Source organism: Stenotrophomonas maltophilia (assembly GCF_023518235.1).
Classification (GTDB): Bacteria; Pseudomonadota; Gammaproteobacteria; order Xanthomonadales; family Xanthomonadaceae; genus Stenotrophomonas.
In genome coordinates, this window is record NZ_CP090423.1 from 53929 (window position 1) to 74569 (window position 20641).

General features: G+C 66.6%; 21 protein-coding genes and 3 tRNA genes. 8 read left to right on the top strand and 16 right to left on the bottom strand.

Annotated features, from left to right (window positions below; all coding sequences use genetic code 11):
* Nucleotides 1–57 precede the first annotated feature (57 nt).
* Genes LZ605_RS00430 through LZ605_RS00440 form a run of 3 tightly spaced genes read right to left on the bottom strand, consistent with a single transcriptional unit; the run spans nt 58 to nt 1578 of the window.
* Nucleotides 58–429, bottom strand: a complete 372-nt coding sequence (locus LZ605_RS00430; RefSeq protein WP_249843418.1) for a roadblock/LC7 domain-containing protein — start codon at nt 427–429, stop codon at nt 58–60.
* Nucleotides 422–973, bottom strand: coding sequence for a GTP-binding protein (locus tag LZ605_RS00435; RefSeq protein ID WP_409460277.1), 552 nt, complete (start codon nt 971–973; stop codon nt 422–424). Before LZ605_RS00435 ends, LZ605_RS00430 begins: the two co-directional genes overlap by 8 nt.
* Nucleotides 970–1578, bottom strand: a complete 609-nt coding sequence (locus tag LZ605_RS00440; protein ID WP_249843420.1) for a hypothetical protein — start codon at nt 1576–1578, stop codon at nt 970–972. Before LZ605_RS00440 ends, LZ605_RS00435 begins: the two co-directional genes overlap by 4 nt.
* Nucleotides 1579–1927: 349 nt before the next feature.
* Between LZ605_RS00440 and LZ605_RS00445 the strand changes: the two genes are divergently transcribed.
* The 3 genes from LZ605_RS00445 (at nt 1928) to LZ605_RS00455 (ending at nt 3661) form a co-directional block, all read left to right on the top strand.
* A complete protein-coding gene (locus LZ605_RS00445) occupies nt 1928–2599 on the top strand; it encodes a response regulator transcription factor (RefSeq protein ID WP_249843421.1) in 672 nt (223 codons plus the stop codon).
* A gap of 128 nt (nt 2600–2727) precedes the next feature.
* Nucleotides 2728–3288, top strand: coding sequence for a DUF3011 domain-containing protein (locus LZ605_RS00450; RefSeq protein WP_249843422.1), 561 nt, complete (start codon nt 2728–2730; stop codon nt 3286–3288).
* Nucleotides 3289–3457: 169 nt separating this feature from the next.
* Nucleotides 3458–3661 (top strand): hypothetical protein, encoded by a 204-nt coding sequence (locus tag LZ605_RS00455; RefSeq protein WP_107231034.1) that lies wholly within the window; start codon nt 3458–3460, stop codon nt 3659–3661.
* 70 nt (nt 3662–3731) lie between these two features.
* Here LZ605_RS00455 and dxs read toward each other — a convergent pair whose 3' ends face one another.
* From dxs to LZ605_RS00490, 7 genes are all read right to left on the bottom strand, one after another.
* Nucleotides 3732–5639: a 1-deoxy-D-xylulose-5-phosphate synthase gene (gene dxs / locus LZ605_RS00460; RefSeq protein ID WP_249844972.1), complete on the bottom strand. Its 1908-nt coding sequence runs from the start codon at nt 5637–5639 to the stop codon at nt 3732–3734.
* Nucleotides 5640–5744: 105 nt separating this feature from the next.
* Entirely contained in the window at nt 5745–6410 is a 666-nt protein-coding gene (locus LZ605_RS00465; protein ID WP_249843423.1) for an HNH endonuclease, read from the bottom strand.
* Between the two features lie 395 nt (nt 6411–6805).
* Nucleotides 6806–8596 (bottom strand): acyl-CoA dehydrogenase C-terminal domain-containing protein, encoded by a 1791-nt coding sequence (locus LZ605_RS00470; protein WP_249843424.1) that lies wholly within the window; start codon nt 8594–8596, stop codon nt 6806–6808.
* 71 nt (nt 8597–8667) lie between these two features.
* Nucleotides 8668–9144, bottom strand: a complete 477-nt coding sequence (locus tag LZ605_RS00475) for an LEA type 2 family protein (RefSeq protein ID WP_249843425.1) — start codon at nt 9142–9144, stop codon at nt 8668–8670.
* A gap of 164 nt (nt 9145–9308) precedes the next feature.
* The gene (locus tag LZ605_RS00480; RefSeq protein WP_249843426.1) at nt 9309–9860 is read right to left on the bottom strand and encodes a lipocalin family protein; all 552 of its coding nucleotides are present in this window, start codon (nt 9858–9860) and stop codon (nt 9309–9311) included.
* A 149-nt stretch (nt 9861–10009) separates the two neighbouring features.
* Nucleotides 10010–10085 (bottom strand) — tRNA-Phe (locus LZ605_RS00485).
* A gap of 72 nt (nt 10086–10157) precedes the next feature.
* A tRNA-Phe gene (locus tag LZ605_RS00490) sits at nt 10158–10233 on the bottom strand.
* 350 nt (nt 10234–10583) lie between these two features.
* Between LZ605_RS00490 and LZ605_RS00495 the strand changes: the two genes are divergently transcribed.
* Complete coding sequence (locus LZ605_RS00495) at nt 10584–11609, top strand: NADP-dependent oxidoreductase (protein WP_249843427.1); 1026 nt, start codon at nt 10584–10586, stop codon at nt 11607–11609.
* A gap of 61 nt (nt 11610–11670) precedes the next feature.
* Here LZ605_RS00495 and LZ605_RS00500 read toward each other — a convergent pair whose 3' ends face one another.
* The gene (locus LZ605_RS00500) at nt 11671–12513 is read right to left on the bottom strand and encodes a bifunctional transcriptional activator/DNA repair enzyme AdaA (protein ID WP_249843428.1); all 843 of its coding nucleotides are present in this window, start codon (nt 12511–12513) and stop codon (nt 11671–11673) included.
* Between the two features lie 132 nt (nt 12514–12645).
* On the opposite strand from LZ605_RS00500, the gene LZ605_RS00505 reads away from it, so the two are divergent.
* Nucleotides 12646–13407: an SDR family oxidoreductase gene (locus LZ605_RS00505; protein ID WP_249843429.1), complete on the top strand. Its 762-nt coding sequence runs from the start codon at nt 12646–12648 to the stop codon at nt 13405–13407.
* Between the two features lie 6 nt (nt 13408–13413).
* Here the strand turns inward: LZ605_RS00505 and LZ605_RS00510 are convergent, their stop codons facing one another.
* The gene (locus LZ605_RS00510) at nt 13414–13899 is read right to left on the bottom strand and encodes a hypothetical protein (protein ID WP_249844973.1); all 486 of its coding nucleotides are present in this window, start codon (nt 13897–13899) and stop codon (nt 13414–13416) included.
* Between the two features lie 161 nt (nt 13900–14060).
* On the opposite strand from LZ605_RS00510, the gene LZ605_RS00515 reads away from it, so the two are divergent.
* Nucleotides 14061–14231, top strand: a complete 171-nt coding sequence (locus LZ605_RS00515) for a hypothetical protein (RefSeq protein ID WP_249843430.1) — start codon at nt 14061–14063, stop codon at nt 14229–14231.
* 62 nt (nt 14232–14293) lie between these two features.
* On the opposite strand, the gene LZ605_RS00520 is transcribed toward LZ605_RS00515, so the two are convergent.
* The 4 genes from LZ605_RS00520 to LZ605_RS00535 form a co-directional block, all read right to left on the bottom strand.
* A tRNA-Ala gene (locus tag LZ605_RS00520) sits at nt 14294–14369 on the bottom strand.
* A gap of 94 nt (nt 14370–14463) precedes the next feature.
* The gene (locus LZ605_RS00525; RefSeq protein ID WP_249843431.1) at nt 14464–15390 is read right to left on the bottom strand and encodes an alpha/beta hydrolase; all 927 of its coding nucleotides are present in this window, start codon (nt 15388–15390) and stop codon (nt 14464–14466) included.
* Entirely contained in the window at nt 15380–16273 is an 894-nt protein-coding gene (locus LZ605_RS00530; protein WP_249843432.1) for an alpha/beta fold hydrolase, read from the bottom strand. Before LZ605_RS00530 ends, LZ605_RS00525 begins: the two co-directional genes overlap by 11 nt.
* Nucleotides 16274–16293: 20 nt before the next feature.
* Nucleotides 16294–17349 (bottom strand): sugar phosphate isomerase/epimerase family protein, encoded by a 1056-nt coding sequence (locus tag LZ605_RS00535; RefSeq protein WP_249843433.1) that lies wholly within the window; start codon nt 17347–17349, stop codon nt 16294–16296.
* A 102-nt stretch (nt 17350–17451) separates the two neighbouring features.
* Between LZ605_RS00535 and LZ605_RS00540 the strand changes: the two genes are divergently transcribed.
* The gene (locus tag LZ605_RS00540) at nt 17452–18033 is read left to right on the top strand and encodes a TetR/AcrR family transcriptional regulator (RefSeq protein ID WP_249843434.1); all 582 of its coding nucleotides are present in this window, start codon (nt 17452–17454) and stop codon (nt 18031–18033) included.
* Between the two features lie 207 nt (nt 18034–18240).
* A complete protein-coding gene (locus tag LZ605_RS00545; RefSeq protein WP_249843435.1) occupies nt 18241–20571 on the top strand; it encodes a TonB-dependent receptor in 2331 nt (776 codons plus the stop codon).
* Nucleotides 20572–20641: the final 70 nt, after the last annotated feature.

Below are 20641 nucleotides of genomic sequence, written 5' to 3' on the forward strand. Positions count from 1 at the left end.
GGTCCGTTGCGGGTGAGAGGAAGTAAAGATCCGCCTGAGCAGTGAGAGGGGCATGCATCAGTTCGTGTTGTCGGCCAGGGCACGCACGCACTGCTTGGCATGCCACAGCACGTTGCCGATGACGCAGCGGTGGTCGCATGCGGTCATCAGCAGGCGTGGCCGTGTTCCGGGAATGGCAAGCATCAGCACCTTGCCGTCGGTGGCGTCGAGGATCAGCGTGTCCAGTTCGCCGAAGTGCAGCTCGCGGCCCAGTGCGCCGGCGAGTCCAAGCATCGAGCTGGTCATCGCCGCCAGGCGGTCAGCGACATGACCCTGCGGCCCTGCCTGGGCCAGGGCGAAGCCATCGGCACTGGCGACGACGATGGCCTGGATGCCGCTGACCTCGCGCAGCAGGACGCCCAGTGCCGAAGTGGCAGCGATCTCATTCATGCGCGGCCGCCATGGCATTGCATTCAATCTGGCTCATCAGCAGGTCCATCGCAGTGATGGCCTGCGCCATGTCGCGCGGGTCCAGCGGCAATGCCGGCAGGTGCGGAGCATGGTCCTGCAACCAGTCCTGCCAGTGCGGCTGCACCGGATCATCGGTACTGCCGCACCGGGTGAAGCCGATGACCACGGGCAGGCGGGGAGCGTTGTCCGCGATGGCCTTCAGATGCAGCCTGGCCAGGGTGCTGCCCACGTCGGCGCTGCCATCGACCAGCACGATGGCGCCTTCGGCACCGGCCAGCAGGATAGGCCAGAGATAGGAAAAACGTTCCTGCCCGGGTGATCCGTACAGGCGCAGGCGGTCGCCACCTGGCAGGTCGATGTCGCCATAGTCCATGGCCACGGTGGTGTACTGCTTGCCCACGGTCGGGTCGGTATTGAGCGCCTCGGTCAGCACCGCCCGGCCCCGGGTGAGGGTCTGCACCAGCGTGGACTTGCCGGCACCCAGCGGGCCCATCACTACGATCTTGTGCTCACGCATGGTCATGCACTCCAGCGGATGCGAAGCTGTCGCCACAGATTGACGAGGCCCTCCGTGGCGGAGGGGCGGACGGCAACCTCCTCGCCCACCACGGGAAAGGCGTAGGCAGTGAGGAAGGCCGCGTTGAAGAATGACTGCGCGGTGCCGCGCGGCAGTTCGAGCAGGTCACAGCACGTCTGCACCGAGGCACCCTGCTTTATCAGCAGCGCACACAGCTGGAAGTGGTCGGGGCGATGGGCCAGGATGCGGAAGTCGGGCCAGCGGCGAAGGCGCAGCTGCATGCCGCTGTGCAGGGGCGGCATCGGCGCGCCATGGTCGGCCGTGGCCAGGCCGATGTTCCACAGGGTCGGGCGCAGCGGGATGTTGCTGGACACCGTCGCGCGCTGCACGAACACATCCTGGGTCACCGGGACCAGGCTCAGCGGCGGGTCGGTATCACCGAGCAGCTTCTGCAGCAGTGTCAGCGTGATCGGTGCCGGTGCGGTGGTCATCATCCGATCGTTCCTCGCATCCAGCCAGCACACCGTTGCCTCGCCATGGACGATCGCGGCATGACAGGGCCGACGCGCCAGCGCGGTGTCACCTGTCAGGTGCAGGCGCAGCTGCTGCACGAACGGCAATGCTGCATTAGGCAGTGTTGCCGGTGCCAGTGGTCCGGGTTCACGAGGTCTTTGCAGATCCTCAAAAGGATGACGTCGGAATCGGACCATGGGATGTCCAGCGCTGCGAGTGATCGGAGGTCTCCATGTAAAGTCCTTTCCCGGTTTTATGGAATGAAACTATTGGGAAAACTGTCGCGTCACGCCTGCTTCGACGGCGGTGTACAACTAATGGAAATGGCGGGATTCTTCGTCCGGAATGAAATCAATTGCAGTGATTGATTGTTAAGTTGACGTCGCACGGAATGGTTATTAGCGTCTTTGCCACGCACTGCGGCGTGACTATTGACGGGTAATCAGCATGCTCACTCGAATCGCCATCGCGGACGATCATCCACTGGTCCTGCTGGGCACGCGTATCGTGATCGAGGCGGGCGGTCGCCATCGCGTGGTGGCAGAGGCGCAGAGTGCGGAACGCCTTCTGGCGATACTGGCCGAGCACACCGTGGACCTGGTGGTGACCGATTTTTCGATGCCCGACGGTGGCCGCTCCGATGGCCAGGCGATGCTGCAGGCGTTGAGTCGCAATTACCCCGGCGTGCCGGTGATCCTGGCCACGATGGTCACCAACGCGACGACCTTGAACATGGCCATGCGTACCGGTGTGCGCGGACTGGTGTGCAAAAGCAGTGGCGTGGATGACATCCGCAAGGCGGTCGATACCGTGCTCAGTGGCGGGATCTACCTGGACCCTGGGCTGGTGCCCTGCCTGCAGGAGGCGGGGCGCGAGCGATCGTTGTCGGTGCTGTCGCCCAAGGAACTTGAAGTGCTGCGGCTTTATGTGTCGGGTCCCTCGATCACCGAGATCGCGGCGCAGTTGCGGCGCACCGTCAGCACCATCAGCCGGCAGCGCATTTCCGCGATGAAGAAGCTGGGCATCAGCAATGATGCGGAGCTGTTCGCCTATGCGTTCGAAGAGCGATTGGGCAATGCTGGTGGCATGGCCAGCGGCATGGTGACCAGCAGCCAATGAGATTGTGCCGGTCCGGTCAGGTCCGGTTGGGTTGTTTGAATGGGGAACGAACCGCCCTCGCGCGCCCCCCTGTGCGCCGTGCCAGGAATCCCGGATGCTTGCGCCATCGTATTCATCTGGAGACATCGATGGGCAAGGCACTCACCTGGCGGACCGTGGCCTGCACCCTGCTGCCAATGCTGGCCGCCGCCGGTGGCGCGCAGGCGCAGAGCTATGGGTACGGGTATGACGATGACCGCTACGGCGGTCGCGAAGGCAGCGGCATCGTGCGCTGCGAGTCGATCAAGAACCGCAGCAACGAGTGCCGTCTGGAAGGCCGGGCGCGGATGATCCGTCAGTTGTCCGGTTCGCCATGCGTGGAAGGCGAGACGTGGGGCCAGTCGCGCTACGGCGTGTGGGTGACCCAGGGGTGCCGTGCCGAGTTCGTCGGCGAGTACCGCCGTGGCGGTGGCTGGGGCAATGGTGGCGGCTGGGGCAATGGCAACGGCAACGGTTGGGGCGGCGGCGATGTGATCACCTGCCATTCCAACGGGCACCGGCAGGAATACTGCGATGCGCGGGTCCGCCGTGGCGTGCGCCTGGTCCGCCAGGATTCGCGCAGTGCCTGCATCGAAGGCCAGACCTGGGGCTGGGATCGCCGCGGCATCTGGGTCAGTGACGGCTGCCGCGCCCAGTTCCAGGTGAATTGAGCCCGCCTGTCGAAAATCAGAATAATCTGATACAGATCACAATTTGAACCCCGTATCTTCTGCGACCAAGGGCGCCTTCGCGTGCCCTTGGTCCGCTACGACATTGCCTGCCGCCCCCGGCACGGCCTGATCTGCCACCGTCGATACGCTGTCTCAAGGAGTGAGCTGCATGTTGATCCGCCTGCAATGCGAACAGCGCCAGTGGCGCGTGCTGCATCCGGACCGGCCGGAGCCGATCGAGTTCCGCGACGGCGCCCGCGCCTATGATTTCGCCGAGACCCTGGCGCGCCTGCATTTTGTCGACACCGGGCAGCGCGCCGCAGTGCGCGTGGAGGCCAGCGGCGCGTACGTGGAAGCGGTAAGTTACGGTTGATGTCGCCATCCACGCATGGCGTGGATGTACCGGGATGACCGTAGAGCCACGCCGAGCGCGGCTGCTTCCATCAGCTTGCCGCGCTGAGCGGCGGCGTACCCGAGGCCAGCTGCGGCCAGCGCTTGAGCACCGCGGCGCGAATGCCCGCGGCATCGATGCCGGCTTCTGCCAGCAGGTCTTCGCGGCTGGCATGGTGCTGGTAGCTGTCGGGCAGGCCCAGATGCAGGATCGGGCGCAGCACGCCTTCAGCATTGAGCAGTTCGCCGACGCCGGAACCGGCGCCACCGGCGACCACGTTGTCTTCGATCGTCACCAGACCGTCGTGCTGGGCGGCCATGGCCAGCACCAGTTCGCGGTCCAGTGGCTTGATGAAACGCATGTTGACCACGCTCAGGCCCAGTTCGCGGCCGACCTGTTCGGCTGCGGCCACGGTGCTGCCAAAGGCAAGCAGGGCGATGCGGCTGCCCTGCAGACGCAGCTCGCCCTTGCCGATCGGCAGGGTGGACAGGTCGCTGCCGGCATCCACCCCGGTGCCACTGCCGCGCGGGTAGCGCACCGCCGCCGGGCCCGGGTGCTGAAGGCCGGTGCTGAGCATCTGCCGGCATTCGGCTTCATTGGACGGTGCCATCACCACCAGGTTCGGCACGCAGCGCAGGAAGCTCAGGTCCAGGTTGCCGGCATGGGTCGCGCCGTCCGGGCCGACCACGCCGGCGCGGTCGATCGCGAACAGCACGTCCAGATCCTGGATCGCCACGTCGTGCACCAGCTGGTCGTAGGCGCGCTGCAGGAAGGTGGAGTAGATCGCCACCACCGGCTTGCCGCCCTGGGTGGCCATGCCGGCGGCGAGGGTGACCGCATGCTGCTCGGCGATCGCCACGTCGAAATAGCGCTGCGGGTATTCCTTGCTGAAACGCACCAGGCCGGAGCCTTCGCGCATCGCCGGGGTGATGCCGTACAGGCGCGGCTCGGCCGCAGCGGCATCGCACAGCCAGTCACTGAATACATCGGTATAGGTCGGCTTCTTGGCGCCGGCCTTGGCCACCAGGCCCTTGTCCGGATCGAACGGACCCACGGCGTGGTAGCCGATCTGGTCGCCCTCGGCCGGCTCGTAGCCCTTGCCCTTGGTGGTCATCACGTGCAGCAGCTTGGGTCCCTTGGAGGCGCGCAGCGTCTTCAGCGTGGACAGCAGGGCGGGCATGTCGTGGCCATCGATCGGGCCGGTGTAATGGAAGCCCATTTCCTCGAACATCGTGGACGGCACGAACATGCCCTTCCAGTGTTCTTCCCAGCGCTTGACGAAGCGCGCGGGGTTGTTCTTCTTGTCGCCGAGGATCTTCTTTCCGCCTTCGCGCAACGCGTTGAGCGTGCGGCTGCCGGTGGCGCGGCCGAGCATCTTGGTCAGTCCGCCAACCGCCTCGGAGATCGACATGTTGTTGTCGTTGAGGATCACCAGCAGGTTCGGCTCCGGCTCCATGCCACCGGCATGCATCAGCGCTTCGAAGGCCATGCCGGCGGTCATCGCGCCGTCGCCGATCACCGCCACCACCTTGCGATCGTCGCCTTCGGACTGGCGGGCAATGGCCATGCCGAGCGCCGCCGAGATCGAGGTCGAGGAGTGGCCGACGCCGAAGGTGTCGTATTCGCTCTCTTCGCGCTTCGGGAATGGCGCGACGCCGTCCTTCTGCTTGACGGTGTGGATCTCGTCGCGGCGGCCGGTCAGGATCTTGTGCGGATAGGTCTGGTGGCCGACGTCCCAGACCAGCTGGTCATGCGGGGTCTGGTACAGGTAGTGCAGGGCCACGGTGAGTTCGATCACGCCCAGGCCGGCGGCGAAGTGGCCACCGCTCTTGCCCACCGATTCGATGAGGTAGGCGCGCAGTTCGTCAGCGACCGCCCTCATTTCGGATTCGTCGAACGTGCGCAGGTCATCCGGGGTCTGGATGCGCGCGAGGCGGGGATAGCGGGCAGAGTCGATCATCATGTTCGCACTTGTTCTGAACGCCCATTTTCGCCCTCAAACGGGGGTGGGGCAAGCAAACGCCGCCGCCCGTGACAGGACGGTGAGGGTTGCATTTTCCGTCGTTCAGGTGCTGAGTTTTGAACGCTTCGGCAGTTGCGCCTTCAGGAAGGCCATCTGGTCGGCCAGGATATTGCGGTTGGACAGGATCAGATGCTCGATCCAGCTGGGCCGGTATGGCACGGCCAGCAGCGGCATGCCGGCCTGCTGCGGGGTGCGGTCGCTCTTGCGCGAGTTGCAGTGGAAGCAGGCGGTGACCACGTTTTCCCAGCAGTCCAGGCCGCCCTTGGACAGCGGCATGACGTGGTCGCGGGTGAGCGTGGGGCGATTGAACTGCTGGCCGCAGTACATGCACAGATGGGCGTCGCGGGCGAACAGGGCCGGATTGGTCAGGTTCGGCGTGGGGTCGATCGCGCGGGAGCGGGCGTGGCCGCGCGCGGCGATGATCGGGTGCAGGTCCAGCCCGCTCTGCAGGCCGCTGAAGCGGTTGGTGCCGCCGTGGATGTGCAGGCAGGGATCGCCGAGTGTCCAGGCCACCGCTTCACGGGCATAGAGGCAGGCCGCATCCTGCCAGGTGATCCAGTCCAGTACGCGTCCGTGGGCATCCAGCGAGAGCAGCCGGACGGAACCGGGTCGATGCAGCGTCGTGGCGTTGGGCGATGCTTCGGCGCCCGGAGCAGAAATCGGAGCTCCGGCTTCGATCAGACCCAAGCGTGTAGTGTCTGTCTCCATCGGGAGAACAGCTTATACCTGAATGTTGACGATTTGTGTATCGCCGGTGGGCGATACGCAAATCGTCAACATTCAGGTCCGCGCATTCCACCTATTCCCCGCGCCTGTCGGCGCGCCCCCTTCAACAAAAGGGGGCTTATCTCCAGAGGCATTTCGGTGGTTTCCATCCACGCATGGCGTGGATCTGCGCCATGCGCGGGGAACTGTCAGAGGCGGGGCGGTGTGGGTTGGCAGGACCGTTGGCGCCATCGATGGCGCCATCGAGCCCCCAAGAATGGGTTTACGGCGTGTCCTGCCAGCCCACACCGCCTCGCCATCCACCGGGATACAGCTGTTGCTATTGAGGTTGCCGGCCAGCGGCCGGCACTACCGCAGGTGCCGGGCGGCAGCCCGGCTCAGGCGCCGAAGCGTTCGTCGTCCATCGCCATCAGCGGGGCGGCGCCGGCCTGGATGGCGGCGGCGTGGCTGAGGGTGCGCGGCAGCACGCGGGCGAAGTAGAAGCGTGCGGTTTCGCGCTTGCCCTGGGCGAAGGCGGGGCCGTGTGCGCTGGCATCAGCGGCGGCCACGCTGCGTGCCCACCAGTAGGCCAGTACCACGTAGCCGGAATAGAACAGGTAGTCGTAGCTGGCCGCGCCCAGTTCGTCCGGGTTGCCGGCCGCGCGCTGCAGTACGTCCATCGTCAGCTTGCCCCATTCGGCGGCCTTTGCACGCAGCGGGCCGATGAACTCGGCCAGGGCCTCGTTGCCCTCGTGTTCCTTGGCGAAGGCTTCGATTTCGGCCAGCATCAGCTTCAGGCCGGCGCCCTGGCTGGAGGCGGTCTTGCGGCCGATCAGGTCCAGCGCCTGGATGCCGGTGGTGCCTTCATACAGCGTGGTGATGCGGGCGTCGCGCGCCAGCTGCTCCATGCCGTGTTCGCGGATGTAGCCGTGGCCACCGAAGCACTGCAGCGCGTTGTAGGTGTTCTCGATGCCCCATTCGGTCTGGCAGGCCTTGGAGATCGGGGTCAGGAAGCTCACCAGCGTGTCGGCGCGTTCGCGCTCGGCGGCGTCCTCGGCGTGGTGGGCGACGTCGATCAGGGTGGCCGCGTGCAGGGCCAGCAGGCGGCTGCCTTCGACCAGCGACTTCACCGTCAGCAGCATGCGCCGTACATCCGGGTGGACCAGGATCGGGTCGGCCGCCTTGTCCGGGAACTTGGCGCCGCTCAGGGCGCGCGACTGCAGGCGCTCACGGCTGTACGTCAGCGCGTTCTGGTAGGCGCGCTCGGACAGGCCGATGCCCTGCAGGCCGACGCCGAGGCGTGCGGTGTTCATCATGGTGAACATCGCCTGCAGGCCCTTGTGCGGCTGGCCGACGAGGTAGCCCTGCGCGCCGTCGAAGTTCATCACGCAGGTGACCGAGCCCTTGATGCCCATCTTGTGCTCGATCGAGCCGCAGCGCAGCGCATTGCGCTCGCCCACGTTGCCGTCGCGGTCGACCTTGAACTTGGGGGTGACGAACAGCGAGATGCCCTTGGCGCCCGGCGGCGCGTCGGGCAGCTTGGCCAGGACCAGGTGCACGATGTTGCCGGTCAGGTCGTGCTCGCCGGCGGTGATGAAGATCTTGGTGCCGGTGATCGAATAGCTGCCATCGGCGTTCGGTTCGGCCTTGGTCTTGAGCAGGCCCAGGTCGGTGCCGCAGTGCGGCTCGGTCAGGCACATGGTGCCGGTCCAGCGGCCTTCGATCAGCGGCTTCAGGAACGCCTCGTGCTGCCAGGCCTCGCCATGCTGCTTCAGCGCTTCGATGGCGCCGTGCGAGAGCAGCGGAAAGTTGCCCCAGGCCAGGTTGGCGGCGTTGATCATTTCGTTGAGCGGCACGCCCAGGGTATGCGGCAGGCCCTGGCCGCCCAGTTCCGGCGAAGCGGTCAGGCCGGTCCAGCCGCCGTCGACAAACTGGTCGTAGGCCTGCTTGAAGCCGGGCGGGGTGGTCACTTCACCGCTGGCCTGGTCGAGCACGCAGCCGATCTCGTCGCCAACGCTGTTGAGCGGGGCCAGCACGGTGGCGCTGAAGCGACCGGCCTCTTCCAGCACGGCATCGACCACGTCGGCGGTGGCGTCGGTGAAGCCCAGGCGGGCGAACAGGGGCTCGACCTTGAGCACGTCGTGCAGGGCGAAACGGAGATCGGAAAGCGGGGCGGTGTAGCTGCTCATCGGTACGTCTCGAATTGATCAGGGACAGGGGGAGCGGCGCGCGGCGCCGCAGCGGAAATCGGTAAGCGGAATCAGCGCAGCACGCCGGGCAGGCCTGGCGCCTGGTTGAGCGTGCTGCGGCTGCTGATGTCGAAGCTGCGCTGCTTCTTTTCCTGCGGCGTGGCCGCCACCGAACCCTTCAGGCCATAGGCGAGGGTGCGGTTGCCGGCCAGTGCGTCGGCCACCACCAGGCGTGCGGCCGAGCTGGGCACCAGCTCGACATTGATGACGTCGGCGGAGGTGCCGCCGATGGAGATGGCCGGCCTGGCCTGCAGGGTGCCGGCCGCTGCGTCGCCAACGGTCAGCGCCAGCGAGACCTCATCGAAGGTCATCGGCATCGAACTGTAGTTCTGCAGACGCAGCGCCACCGTCCAGTTGCCGTCGGCGCGTACGGTGAGCTGCTGCAGGCTGGCCGCCGGTTCGGACACACGCTTGACGATGCCGTTGTTGCAGGCAACAAGGGCGAGGGTGCACAGGATGATCAAGGCGGTACGGACACGGTGGAGCATGGGCGCAAGTCCTCTGAAGGGGGTGCGTTGGGTTAAGCATACTACGGCGTATGGTTGTGTGGATCGCCGCTGGCGACCTGTCGCAGAGGGTAGCGTGTGAAGATGGCGGCCGGGCGTGCGCGGCGCCGGATCAGGCACGCCGGATGCGCCGGTTGTGGCGCGGTTCAATCGGCCGGCGCGTCACGCAGCGGGGCCATGACCCGCAACGGGCCAAGGTCGTAGCCCATTGCCTCGGCCTTGGCCTTCAGCTGCTCGAACTGGGCCCGGTCCATCTCGGGCAGGCGCGAGAGGATCCACAGGTATCGGCGGCCGGGTTCGCCCACCAGGGCCCATTGGTAGTCCGGGTCCAGCGCCAGCACCCAGTAGTCGGCCCAGACCAGTGGCACCCAGCTCAACCAGTCCGGAACGAAGCGCACCTGCAACTGGCCGGCGTGCCCGGCGACCGGGCGGGCCACGCCCTCGGCCACCAGGCGCTGGCCATCGTCGGCGCGGCAGGCGTTGGTGACGGTAATGCGGCCATCGCGGCGCAATCCGTAATTGGCGGTGATCTCACCCGTGCAGCGCTTCTGGAACGACACCGGCAGGTGTGCGATCTCATGCCACTGGCCGGCGTAGCGATCGATGTCCAGGGTCTCGACCGCACGCACCGGCTCGGCAGCGATCACCGGTGAGGCGGCCAGCAGCAGGCAGGCGAGCAGGGTGGGGTGCAGGTGCATCGGCGGACTCCGGGCAGGAGTCTGGAGCGTAGGTGTCGCAGCCGGTGTCGGTGTAAATGTTTCGTCAAGCGGGGGCGCGCACCACTGCCATGCGTGGACGGCAAAGCGCAGACAAAAAAAAGACCCGCATTTCTGCAGGTCTTTGAAGATGGTGGCCGAAGACGGAATCGAACCGCCGACACGGGGATTTTCAATCCCCTGCTCTACCAACTGAGCTACTCGGCCAAATTGTGTGGCGACCGCGGTGAATGCGGTTTCCGGAAAAAAAAGACCCGCATTTCTGCAGGCCTTCGAAAGTGGTGGCCGAAGACGGAATCGAACCGCCGACACGGGGATTTTCAATCCCCTGCTCTACCAACTGAGCTACTCGGCCACATGTTTCGTTGCAGCGAGGTCGCTGCCGAGGAGGCGTATATTACGGAGGTCGGTTGTCTTCGGCAAGGGTTTTGCCAAGAATTCTTCACATTGCCGTCTGCGCACCCGCAAGTGCTTGATCCTCCGTTGCGTGGCAGGGCAGGAGCGCCTGAACATCGATTCACGGATCATCGCCGGCGGCAGAAATCAGCGACCCACGGTGATGGGCAAAGCGGCAGTGGCAAGGGATGCGCGCCGACGACGCCGGGGCGGGGCATGGAACGCTGTTTTCGCGGCCACCGGCCGGGCAGGCGGCGGCGTAGTGTCGGCGTTCCTTTCCTGATGCTGGCAACAGCAGAGCCGACCGCCATGTCCGATTCCCCGACCACCTCCCGCATCGTGCTGGCTTCGCGTCCGCAGGGCGCGCCGACGGCGGCCAACTTCCGCCTGGAGCAGGCACCGTTGCCGCCGCTGGCCGATGGCGAGGTGCTGCTGCGCAACCGCTACCTGTCACTGGATCCGTACATGCGTGGTCGCATGGACGACGGTCCTTCGTACGCGGCGCCGGTGGCGGTGGGCGCGGTGATGGAAGGCCAGACCGTGGCCGAGGTGCTGCAGTCGAAGGCCGATGGGGTATCGGTGGGAGACCTGGTACTGGCCGCGGGTGGCTGGCAGACCCACGCGGTGCTGCCGGCCAAGGCGCTGGGGCGTCGCCTCGATCCGGCCGGACTGCCGTTGAGTACGGCGCTGGGCGTGTATGGCATGCCGGGATTCACCGCCTATTCCAGCCTGCATGAAATCGCCCGGTTGCAGCCGGGAGAGACGCTGGTGGTGGCCGCCGCAAGCGGTCCGGTCGGCGCGACCGTGGCCCAGTTGGCCAAGCTGCAGGGCGCGCGCGTGGTCGCCATCGCCGGTGGTGAAGCCAAGCGCGCTTATCTGCAGACGCTGGGCGTGGACGTGGCGCTGGATCATCGCGCGGACGATTTCGCCGAACAGTTGCGCCGCGCCGTGCCCAACGGCATCGATGTCTATTTCGAGAATGTGGGTGGCCATGTACTGGATGCGGTGCTGCCATTGCTCAACGACTTCGCCCGCATTCCCGTGTGCGGCACCATCGCAACCTACAACGACCGCGGTGTGGAACAGCCCGGCCCGGACCGGTTGCCGGCGTTGTTCAGCCAGATCCTGCGCCAGCGCCTGACCGTGCGCGGTTTCATCGTGCACGACTTCAATCATCTGTGGCCGGACTTCGAACGCGAGATGCCGCAGTGGCTGCGTGAGGGCCGCATCCAGTACCGTGAGGACGTGGTGCAGGGGCTGGCGAATGCGCCGGAGGCCTTCTTCGGCCTGCTGAAGGGGCGCAACTTCGGCAAGCTGGTGGTGAAGCTGGATTGAGTGTTCCCCGGGCATGGCCCGGCGCTACCGCAGGGTGTGCCGACCAAGGTCGGCACCCACTTCAGGCAGTCGGGGCTTTTTCCCGGCGCAGCAGTTCACGCTTGCGGGCCACGCCCCAGGCGTAGCCGGACAGGTCGCCGTCGCGGCGCACCACGCGGTGGCACGGCACCGCCACCGCCAGCGGATTGCTCGCACACGCGCGTGCCACCGCGCGGCTTGAACGGGGCGCGCCGATGCGTGCGGCGATGTCGGCATACGAGGCGGTCTGTCCGCGCGGAATCTGCTGCAGTGCCTGCCACACGCGCTGCTGGAAGGCAGTGCCACGAATGTCCAGCGGCAGGGTGGCGCCCCGCGATGGATCTTCGACCAGGCCCACCACCTGTGCCACGAGCTGCTCATAGCCGCTGTCGGCACCGATCAGTTCGGCCTGGCGAAAGCGTTGTTGCAGCGACTGCAGCAACGTTTCAGGATCGTCGCCGAGCAGGATCGCCACTACCCCGGTTCCGCTGCTGGCCACCAGCACACTGCCCAGCGAACTCTCGGCCAGCGCGAAATGGATGACTTCACCGCGGCCGCCCGCCCGCCACTGCCTGGGAGTCATGCCCAGCAGGCGCGGCGCATTTTCGTAGAAGCGCCCGCTGGAACCGAAACCGGCATCGTGGAAGGCGTCGGTGATGCGTTCTGTCTGCTGCAGACCCGTGCGCAGGCGGTCGGCACGCAGGGCGGCTGCGTACTGCTTCGGGGTCAGCCCGGTGGCCTGCTTGAACAGGCGATGCAGCCGCGTCGGGCTGCAGCCGGCGAGGTCGGCCAGTTCCTGCAGCGAGGGTTCTTCAGGACTGGCCTGCAGGTGGCGGCAGACGCGTTCGATGCGGGCATCAAGGGGGGAAGAGGCAGTGCTGTCCATGGGCGGATTCTGGCACGCCCCGCGCCCGGGAAAACTCCGTTTCCTGCACCTGCGCAAAGGGCCCGGAAACGGAGTGTCGCGGCCGCCGCAGCGCGGCATCGTTGCGGTCACTTCATCACCCGGACAACGACGATGCGCCTGAACAGCAAGATCGCCCTCATCACCGGTGCCAGCGCCGGCATCGGCCGTGCCAGCGCGCTGCGCTTTGCCGCCGAAGGGGCAAAGCTGGTGCTCAACGCGCGGCGGCCACAGCCGCTGCAGGAACTGGCCGCACAGATCCGTGCGGCCGGTGGCGAGGTGGTGGTGCATGCCGCCGACGTGGCCGATGCGGGCACGGCTGCGGCGCTGGTGGAGCTGGCCCAGCAGTCATTCGGTGGCCTGGACATCGCGCTCAACAATGCCGGCATGCTCGGCCCCGGGGCGCCGGCGGCGGAGTTCCCGGTGGATGCGTGGCGCGAGGTGATGGCGACCAACCTGGATGCGGCCTTTCACGCTGCGCGTGCACAGTTGCCTGCGCTGCTGGCGCGTGGCGGGGGCTCGCTGGTGTTCGTCGGTACCTTCGTCGGCCACACCGTGGGCTTCCCGGGCATGGCGGCCTATGCGTCGAGCAAGGCCGGGTTGATCGGCCTGAGCCAGGTGATCGCCGCCGAGTATGGCGCGCGTGGGGTGCGCAGCAACGTGCTGCTGCCCGGTGGCACCGATACCGAAATGGGGCGCCAGGCCGCACCCACTGGCGATGCGCGTGATTTCGTGCGTTCGCTGCACGCATTGAAGCGGATGGCCGAGCCGGAGGAGATCGCCAATGCGGCGCTGTTCCTGGCCAGCGATGAGAGCAGTTTCGTTACCGGTACCGCGATGCGCGTGGAAGGCGGCGTGTCGATCACGCGTACCTGAGTGGGGTCATGAGCTTGGAACGTAGCGGAGACCGCTGCTGGCCATGAACCCCTTCGGATCGAAACGGGCCCAGGCTTCGCCCCAGTCGAACCGGGCGTGGCCACCCGCCAGCTTCCGTCCCAGCGCTGCGCCCAGCGTGCGCTTCATGAACGCGACTTCGGCGTCGATCGCCGCCTGGGTCGGCCAGCCGTCCTGCAGTGCTGCGCCGGGCAGGTCGACGCCCATCGTCACCATGTCGAGCTGTTGCCCTTGGAAACACAGGCTGATGCCGGCGGGCGCGCCGCCCAGGCTGAGCCGGTGCAGGCTGAGCCAGTGATAGCCGGTGCCGACATCGCGCTCGCCATGCATCAGCGTGGCGAAGGCGATGCGCGCCTGATCCCGTGACAGCGTGGCGCCGATCAGCGTCGGCAGGTTGCCGAGCTGGATGCTGCCGTCAGTCGCATTGAGGAGCATCGGCAACGCGTGCGCTGTGTGCTGGGCAGGAGAGGGCATGGCATACAGGTTGGCGTGGTGCCCCGGATTCTGGCTGCGCGAGGGCCGCGGCGGCAAGCCCGTGCCTGCACATGACGTTGGCACAGGACTGACCTGCGGCTTACCCGGCAACCTCTAGCGTGGGGGGCAACATGGGCCCGCCACCGGCGTGGGAGATTTCGATGAGCGAGCGAGACAAGGATCAGGACCCGAAGCAGGGCGTGCAGGAGAGTCGTCAGGACCGGAAACAGGATGATGTGGCCAAGCGCCGGCCGGGCCAGCGCGATCAACAGGTGCGCGATGCGCATTCGCGCAGCCCGCAACGCAAGGATGGCGGCCAGGAGCCTGCCTGAGCCAGCACCCGGAAAAGAAAAAAACCCGCAGATCGCGAGGATCTGCGGGTTCTTCTGAATAGTGGTGGAGCCAAGGAGGATCGAACTCCTGACCTCGTCATTGCGAACGACGCGCTCTCCCAGCTGAGCTATGGCCCCACGGCAGGCTTTCAGTGTAGCGCCGCCTGCCGGGCTTGCCAAGCGGCCGGCCGGGACGGTGGCCGTGCAGGGTCTGCCACCGTCCCGGACCGGTTCAGCACAGGGCCTGGCGCAGCAGGGCGCCGGCGCGCTGCACGGCCACGTCGGTGGAGGCACTGACCGTGTGCAGATGGATGCAGGCGTGGACCATCCCGGGCAGCCGCTCCAGCGTGCAGTCGATACCTGCCGCCTGCAGCCGCAGCGCGTACTGTTCGGCCTCGTCACGCAGCGGGTCGTGCTCGCAGCTGAGTACCGAGGCCGGCGCCAATCCATGCAGATCCGTTGCATGGGCAGGCGAGGCCAGTGCCGGCGGTGCGCCCGGATCGCCGAGATAGGCCTGCCAGCAGCGTTGCATCAGTTCGGCGCTGAGGTAGTAGCCACTGGCGTACTCGCGATAGGAGTCGCTGTCCATGCCGGCGTCCAGTGCCGGGTAGAGCAGCAGCTGACGGCGCGGCTGCGGCAGGCCGAGATCGCGCAGCAGCAGGCAGCAGGCGGCGGCCAGATTGCCGCCTGCACTGTCGCCGCCGATTGCCAGCCGCTGCGAGTCCAGCCCAAGGCGTTCGGTGTTGGCCTGCAGCCACGACCAGACGTCGGCAACGTCGTGCAGCGCTACTGGGAAGGGGTGTTCCGGCGCCAGACGGTAGCCGACCGCGGCAACCACGCAGCCACTGGCATTGGCCAATGCCCGGCACGGACCGTCATAGACCGCCAGCGAGCACTGGAACCAGCCGCCACCATGGGCGAACAACAGGGCCGGTGCCGGTCCTTCGGGCAGCCCCTCCGGTGTGTAAAGGCGCACTTCCAACGCGTGGCCGTCGCGCGCCGTCACGCTGTACTCGACCACCTGTGCCACCCGCTGCGGCGCACCCTGCAACTGTGGCAGCGCCGTTGCACTGATCGCACGCAGATCCCGCAGGTCATGCGGCAGCGGATGGGCTGCGACCGCATCGACGAACTGCTGCAGCGCCGCTTCAAGCCGCATGACGTGCCTCCCGCAGGAACGGCAGCAGCTGGTCCAGGAACGCCTGCGGGGCTTCTTCCATGATGAAGTGGCCGCAGCCGGGCACGATGCTGCCGCGCACATTGTCGGCATGCGGTTGCAGGGTCAGCATCGGCGCATCGGCAGTGGCGTGCTCAGCGCCGATGGCCAGCACCGGCATCGCCAGCCGGCGCTGCGCACGTTCCTTGTTCTGGCGGATGGTTTCCGGAATCGCGCGGTACCAGGCGAAGCCGGCCCGCAGTGCACCGGGGCGGCTGTAGGCGGCGATGTAGGTATCGGCGGCCACCGCATCGCGGCGGTACGACCAGCGATCGAACATGAATTCCAGGTAGGCGCGCTCGCGGCCGCTGATGAGTGCCTCGGGCAGGTCGGCGACCTGGTTGAACATGAAGTGCCAGAGGAAGATGTTGTCGGCCGGTGCGGCGAAGATGCCCGGTTCCGGTGCGAGGCCTGGAATCACCGCCTCGGTGACGGCCAGCTGGCGCACCGCCTGCGGCTGGTCGCTGGCCAGTGCATAGGCGATCCACATGCCGATGTCATGGCCAACCACCTGATAGCGCGCATGGCCCAGTGCCAGCATGGTCTGGTGCAGCACCGCGGCGGCGCTGCCGGTGTCATAGCCATGGGCCGGGCGGTCGGACTCGCCGATGCCGGGCGGATCGACCGCGATCACTTCGAAGCCGGCTTCGGCCAGCGCGTGCAGCACGTGACGCCAGGCGTACCAGGTCTGTGGCCAGCCGGGAATCAGCAGCACCGGTTCGCCGTGGCCGGCGGACACGCAATGCACGCGCTGGCCGTCGATGCGCAGGTAGTGGTGGCGCAGGGGGTCATCGCCGGCAGCGCCAGCGGGAAGGGACATGGTCATGGGGAATGCTCCGTGGGGGCTCAGGCGATGCCGAGCATGTGCTGCATCTGTGCGGTGCTGATCGGCGCACCGGCGAAATCGTCGAAGATCTTGTCGGTGACCGGAATGATGTGGTCGCGGATGAACGCAGCGCCTTCGCGCGCGCCGGCTTCCTGGTCCTTCAGGCAGCACTCCCATTCCAGTGTCGCCCAGCCCTGGTAGTCGTACTGGGCCAGCTTGGAGAAGATCGACTTGAAATCGACCTGGCCATCGCCGAGCGAGCGGAAGCGACCGGCCCGCTCGGTCCAGTCGGCATAGCCACCGTAGATGCCCTGGCGGCCGCTGGGACGGAACTCCGCATCCTTGACGTGGAACATGCGGATCAGCGGGTGGTAGATGTCCAGGTACTGCAGGTAATCCAGCTGCTGCAGCACGAAGTGGCTGGGATCGAACAGGATGCGGCAGCGCTCGTGCTGGCCGACGCGTTCGTAGAAGCGCTCGAAGCTGGTGCCGTCATGCAGGTCTTCGCTGGGGTGGATCTCGTAGCAAAGGTTGACGCCGTTGTCCTCGCAGGTATCGAGGATCGGCCGCCAGCGACGGGCCAGTTCATCGAAGGCGGCATCGATCAGGCCCGGCGGGCGCTGCGGGAACGGGAACAGGTACGGCCAGGCGAACGAGCCGGAGAAGGTGCCCATGTCCTGCAGGCCGAGCCGGCGCGAGGCGCGGGCGGCCAGGTGCAGCTGCTGCTGCGCCCACTCGCTGCGGGCCTGCGGATTGCCGCGCAGCGCCTCCGGCGCGAAGCCATCGCAGAGTTCATCGTAGGCCGGATGCACCGCCACCAGCTGGCCGAGGATGTGGGTGGTCAGTTCGCTGACCTGCAGGCCGTGCTCGGCCAGGGTGCCGCGGATGTCGTCGCAGTAGTCCTGGCTGTCGGCGGCGGTGGCCAGGTCGAACAGGCGTGCATCCCACGCGGGAATCTGCAGCGCCTTGAAGCCGTGGCCGGCGGCCCAGGCGGCGATGCCGGCAAGGCTGTTGAACGGGGCCTGGTCGCTGGCGAACTGTGCCAGGTGCAGGCTGGGGCCCTTGAGGGTTTGCATGTGTTGCTCCAATTGTTTGTCGGGTGACAAAGAATAGGCGCGACTCTCGTGATGGTCAACACCCGCGTTACACTGCGCGCCTCACTGGAGCAGGCAGGACAGATGGCAGGGCGACCGCGCGAATTCGACAGGGACCAGGCGTTGCGCAAGGCGATGCTGCTGTTCTGGCAGCATGGCTATGAGGGAACCTCGATGTCGGCGCTGGTCGAAACGCTGGGCATCGCCTCGGCGCGCATCTATGCCGCGTTCGGCAGCAAGGAGCAGCTGTTCCGCGAGGCCGTGGCGCTGTACGAAGAAGGCGAGGGTGGGTTCGCACCGCGCGCGCTGGAAAACGCGTCGCTGCGTGAGGCGATCGGTTCGATGCTGCGCGAGGCGGTGCTCACCTACACCCGCCGCGGGCGTCCGCACGGCTGCCTGGTGGTGTCTTCGGCCAGCAGCGTGTCGCCCGATGGCGAGGGCGTGCGCGACTGGCTGGCCAGCCATCGTCGCCAGCGCACGGCGGCGATCATCGCGCGGCTGCAGCAGGCGCAGGCCGAGGGCGAGCTGGCCGACGACGCGGCGGTGCAGGCGCTGGGCGATCACTTCGCCACGGTGTTGCACGGCATCTCGGTGCAGGCCCGCGATGGCATCAGCCGCGAACGCCTGCTGGCGATGGTCGATGTCGCGCTGACTCCGCTGCCGTGAGATCCGGGGTCAGATCCGTTTCCCTCGGAAAACGGATCTGACCCCAAGCGGTGCTGGCTGACTGTGCCGAAAACGCTTGTTTCGCCGGCTTTGGGCGCCGCGCAACGAAATCGTAACAATTTGGGGGATAATGGCCGCTTGCGCAGTTTTCCTCCTTTTTGCCGCCCGGCTCGCGCAGGCCGCACGGACGCCTCCTCAGAGCATTGCATGCCCTCCCATACCGATTCCCGCCGCCTGTCGGGTACGTCGTCTTCCTCCGTTTCCTTCCGCCACCACCCGCTGGCCCTGGCCTGTGCCGGTCTGGCCCTGGTCGGCAGCTTCGGTGCCGCCGGGCAGGACAGCGCGCCGACCCCCACCGGGCTGGACACGATCACCGTGACCGCCGAGCACCGCGAGCAGAACCTGCAGGAAGTGCCCGTCTCGGTGGGCGTGGTGCAGGGCGAGCGCATGCGCGACTTCACCGCCGGTGGCGATGACACGCTACTGGCGCTGTCTGGCCGCGTGCCGAGCCTGTATGCGGAAACCACCACCGGCCGCATCTTCCCGCGCTTCTACATCCGTGGCCTGGGCAACATCGACTTCTACCTGGGTGCCTCGCAGCCGGTGTCGATCATCCAGGACGACGTGGTGCTGGAACATGTGGTACTGAAGTCCAACCCGGTCTATGACGTGGACCAGGTGGAAGTGCTGCGCGGCCCGCAGGGCTCGCTGTTCGGCCGCAACACCACCGCCGGCATCATCAAGTTCGACACGCTGAAGCCGACCCAGGACTACACCGGCCGCGTCAGCGCCAGCTATGCGACCTACAACAGCGTGTCGATCGACGGTGGTTTCGGCGGCCCGATCAACGACGTCGCCTCGTTCCGCGTGTCGGCGCTGTACCAGCACCGCGATGACTACGTCGACAACACCTACACCGGCCCGAGCGCCGATGGCACGGTCAGCCCGAAGAAGAATGCCATGGGCGGCTTCGATGACCGCAACGTGCGCGCACAGCTGCTGCTGACCCCGAGCGAACAGTTCTCGATCCTGGCCTCGGCCCATGCCCGCGATTACGAAGGCACCTCGACCCTGTTCCTGCGCAGCGCGCTGACCAAGGGCTCGAACAAGACCGACGTGGCGCGCGACAAGGTGGCCTACGACGAAGCCGACAACAACCCGCAGGCCTACAAGACCTACGGCGGCTCGGTGAAGGCGCGCTACGACTTCGGCGCGATCGACTTCACCTCGATCACCGCCTACGAGACTACCTCCGGCTACAGCCGTGGTGATACTGACGGCGGCGCTGCGGTGAACTTCCCGGTCAACGGTGTGCGCAACGGCTATGGCCAGTCGATGGGCCGCATCCGCGACCTGGACCAGTGGACCCAGGAATTCCGCCTGGCCAGCCATGACGACAGCGCGCTGCAGTGGCAGGCCGGTGCGTTCTACTTCAATGGCAGCGACACCACCGATTTCTACCAGCGCGCCTGGTTCCTGCAGGGCGCGGCCCGCAACCCGAACAACTGGGTGCGCCTGCGCAACAAGAACACCTCGTGGGCCGGTTTCGGCCAGCTGAGCTACGCCTTCACCGACAAGTTCACCGTCACCGCAGGCCTGCGCCAGACCAGGGACGAGAAGCACACCCGCCTGCTGAAGACCGCCGACACCGCCGCCGGCGTGGTCACCTACAAGGGCCGCACCGACGTCAAGATGTCCGACACCACCCCGAGCTGGGATCTGAGCGCGATGTATCAGATCACTCCGGACGTGAGCGTCTATGCGAAGGTCGCGCGCGGCTTCCGTGGCCCGACCATCCAGGGCCGCTCTGCGGTGTTCAATGCCGACTTCACCACCGCCGATTCCGAGACCATCCTGTCCTGGGAAGCGGGCGTGAAGAGCAGCCTGTGGGACAACCGCCTGCGCCTGAACGCCACCGCGTTCACCTACACCGTCAACGACATCCAGCTCAACGGCAACGATTCGGACGGCAACGGCGTGCTGTTCAACGCCGACAAGGCCAAGGCCTACGGCTTTGAAGCGGACATGGAGCTGCGCCCGATCCCGAACCTGACCCTGAGCGCCGGCGTCAGCCTGCTGCACAGCGAGATCAAGGACAAGCGCGTGTACGCGCAGGTCTGCGGCCTCAACGGCCAAGTGGTGTGCACCGTGAATGACCCGACCATCAAGGTTGGTGCCAACACCTTCGCGCAGATCGACGGCAATCCGCTGCCGAACGCACCGAAGTACAACGTCAACCTGGCCGCCCGTTACGACTTCCCGGTCAGCGATGCCGGCACCATGTTCGTGTCCACCGACTGGAACAAGCAGGGTTACACCAGCTTCGTGCTGTACGACAGCAAGGAATTCAACTCCAAGGGTGATTTCGAGGGCGGCCTGAAGATCGGCTACTCGGGCAACTACGGTGCCTACGAAGTGGCGCTGTTCGCGCGCAACATCACCAACGAGAAGAACCTCAAGGGTGTGATCGAGAACTACATGGCCGCGGTCTACAACGAACCGCGCACCGTGGGTGTCTCGCTGAACATGAACTGGTAATCCGCGCTCGCGGTGGCGGCACGTGCCGCCATCGCTCGGCGTGAATGCAAAGGGCGGCCCGGTGATCCGG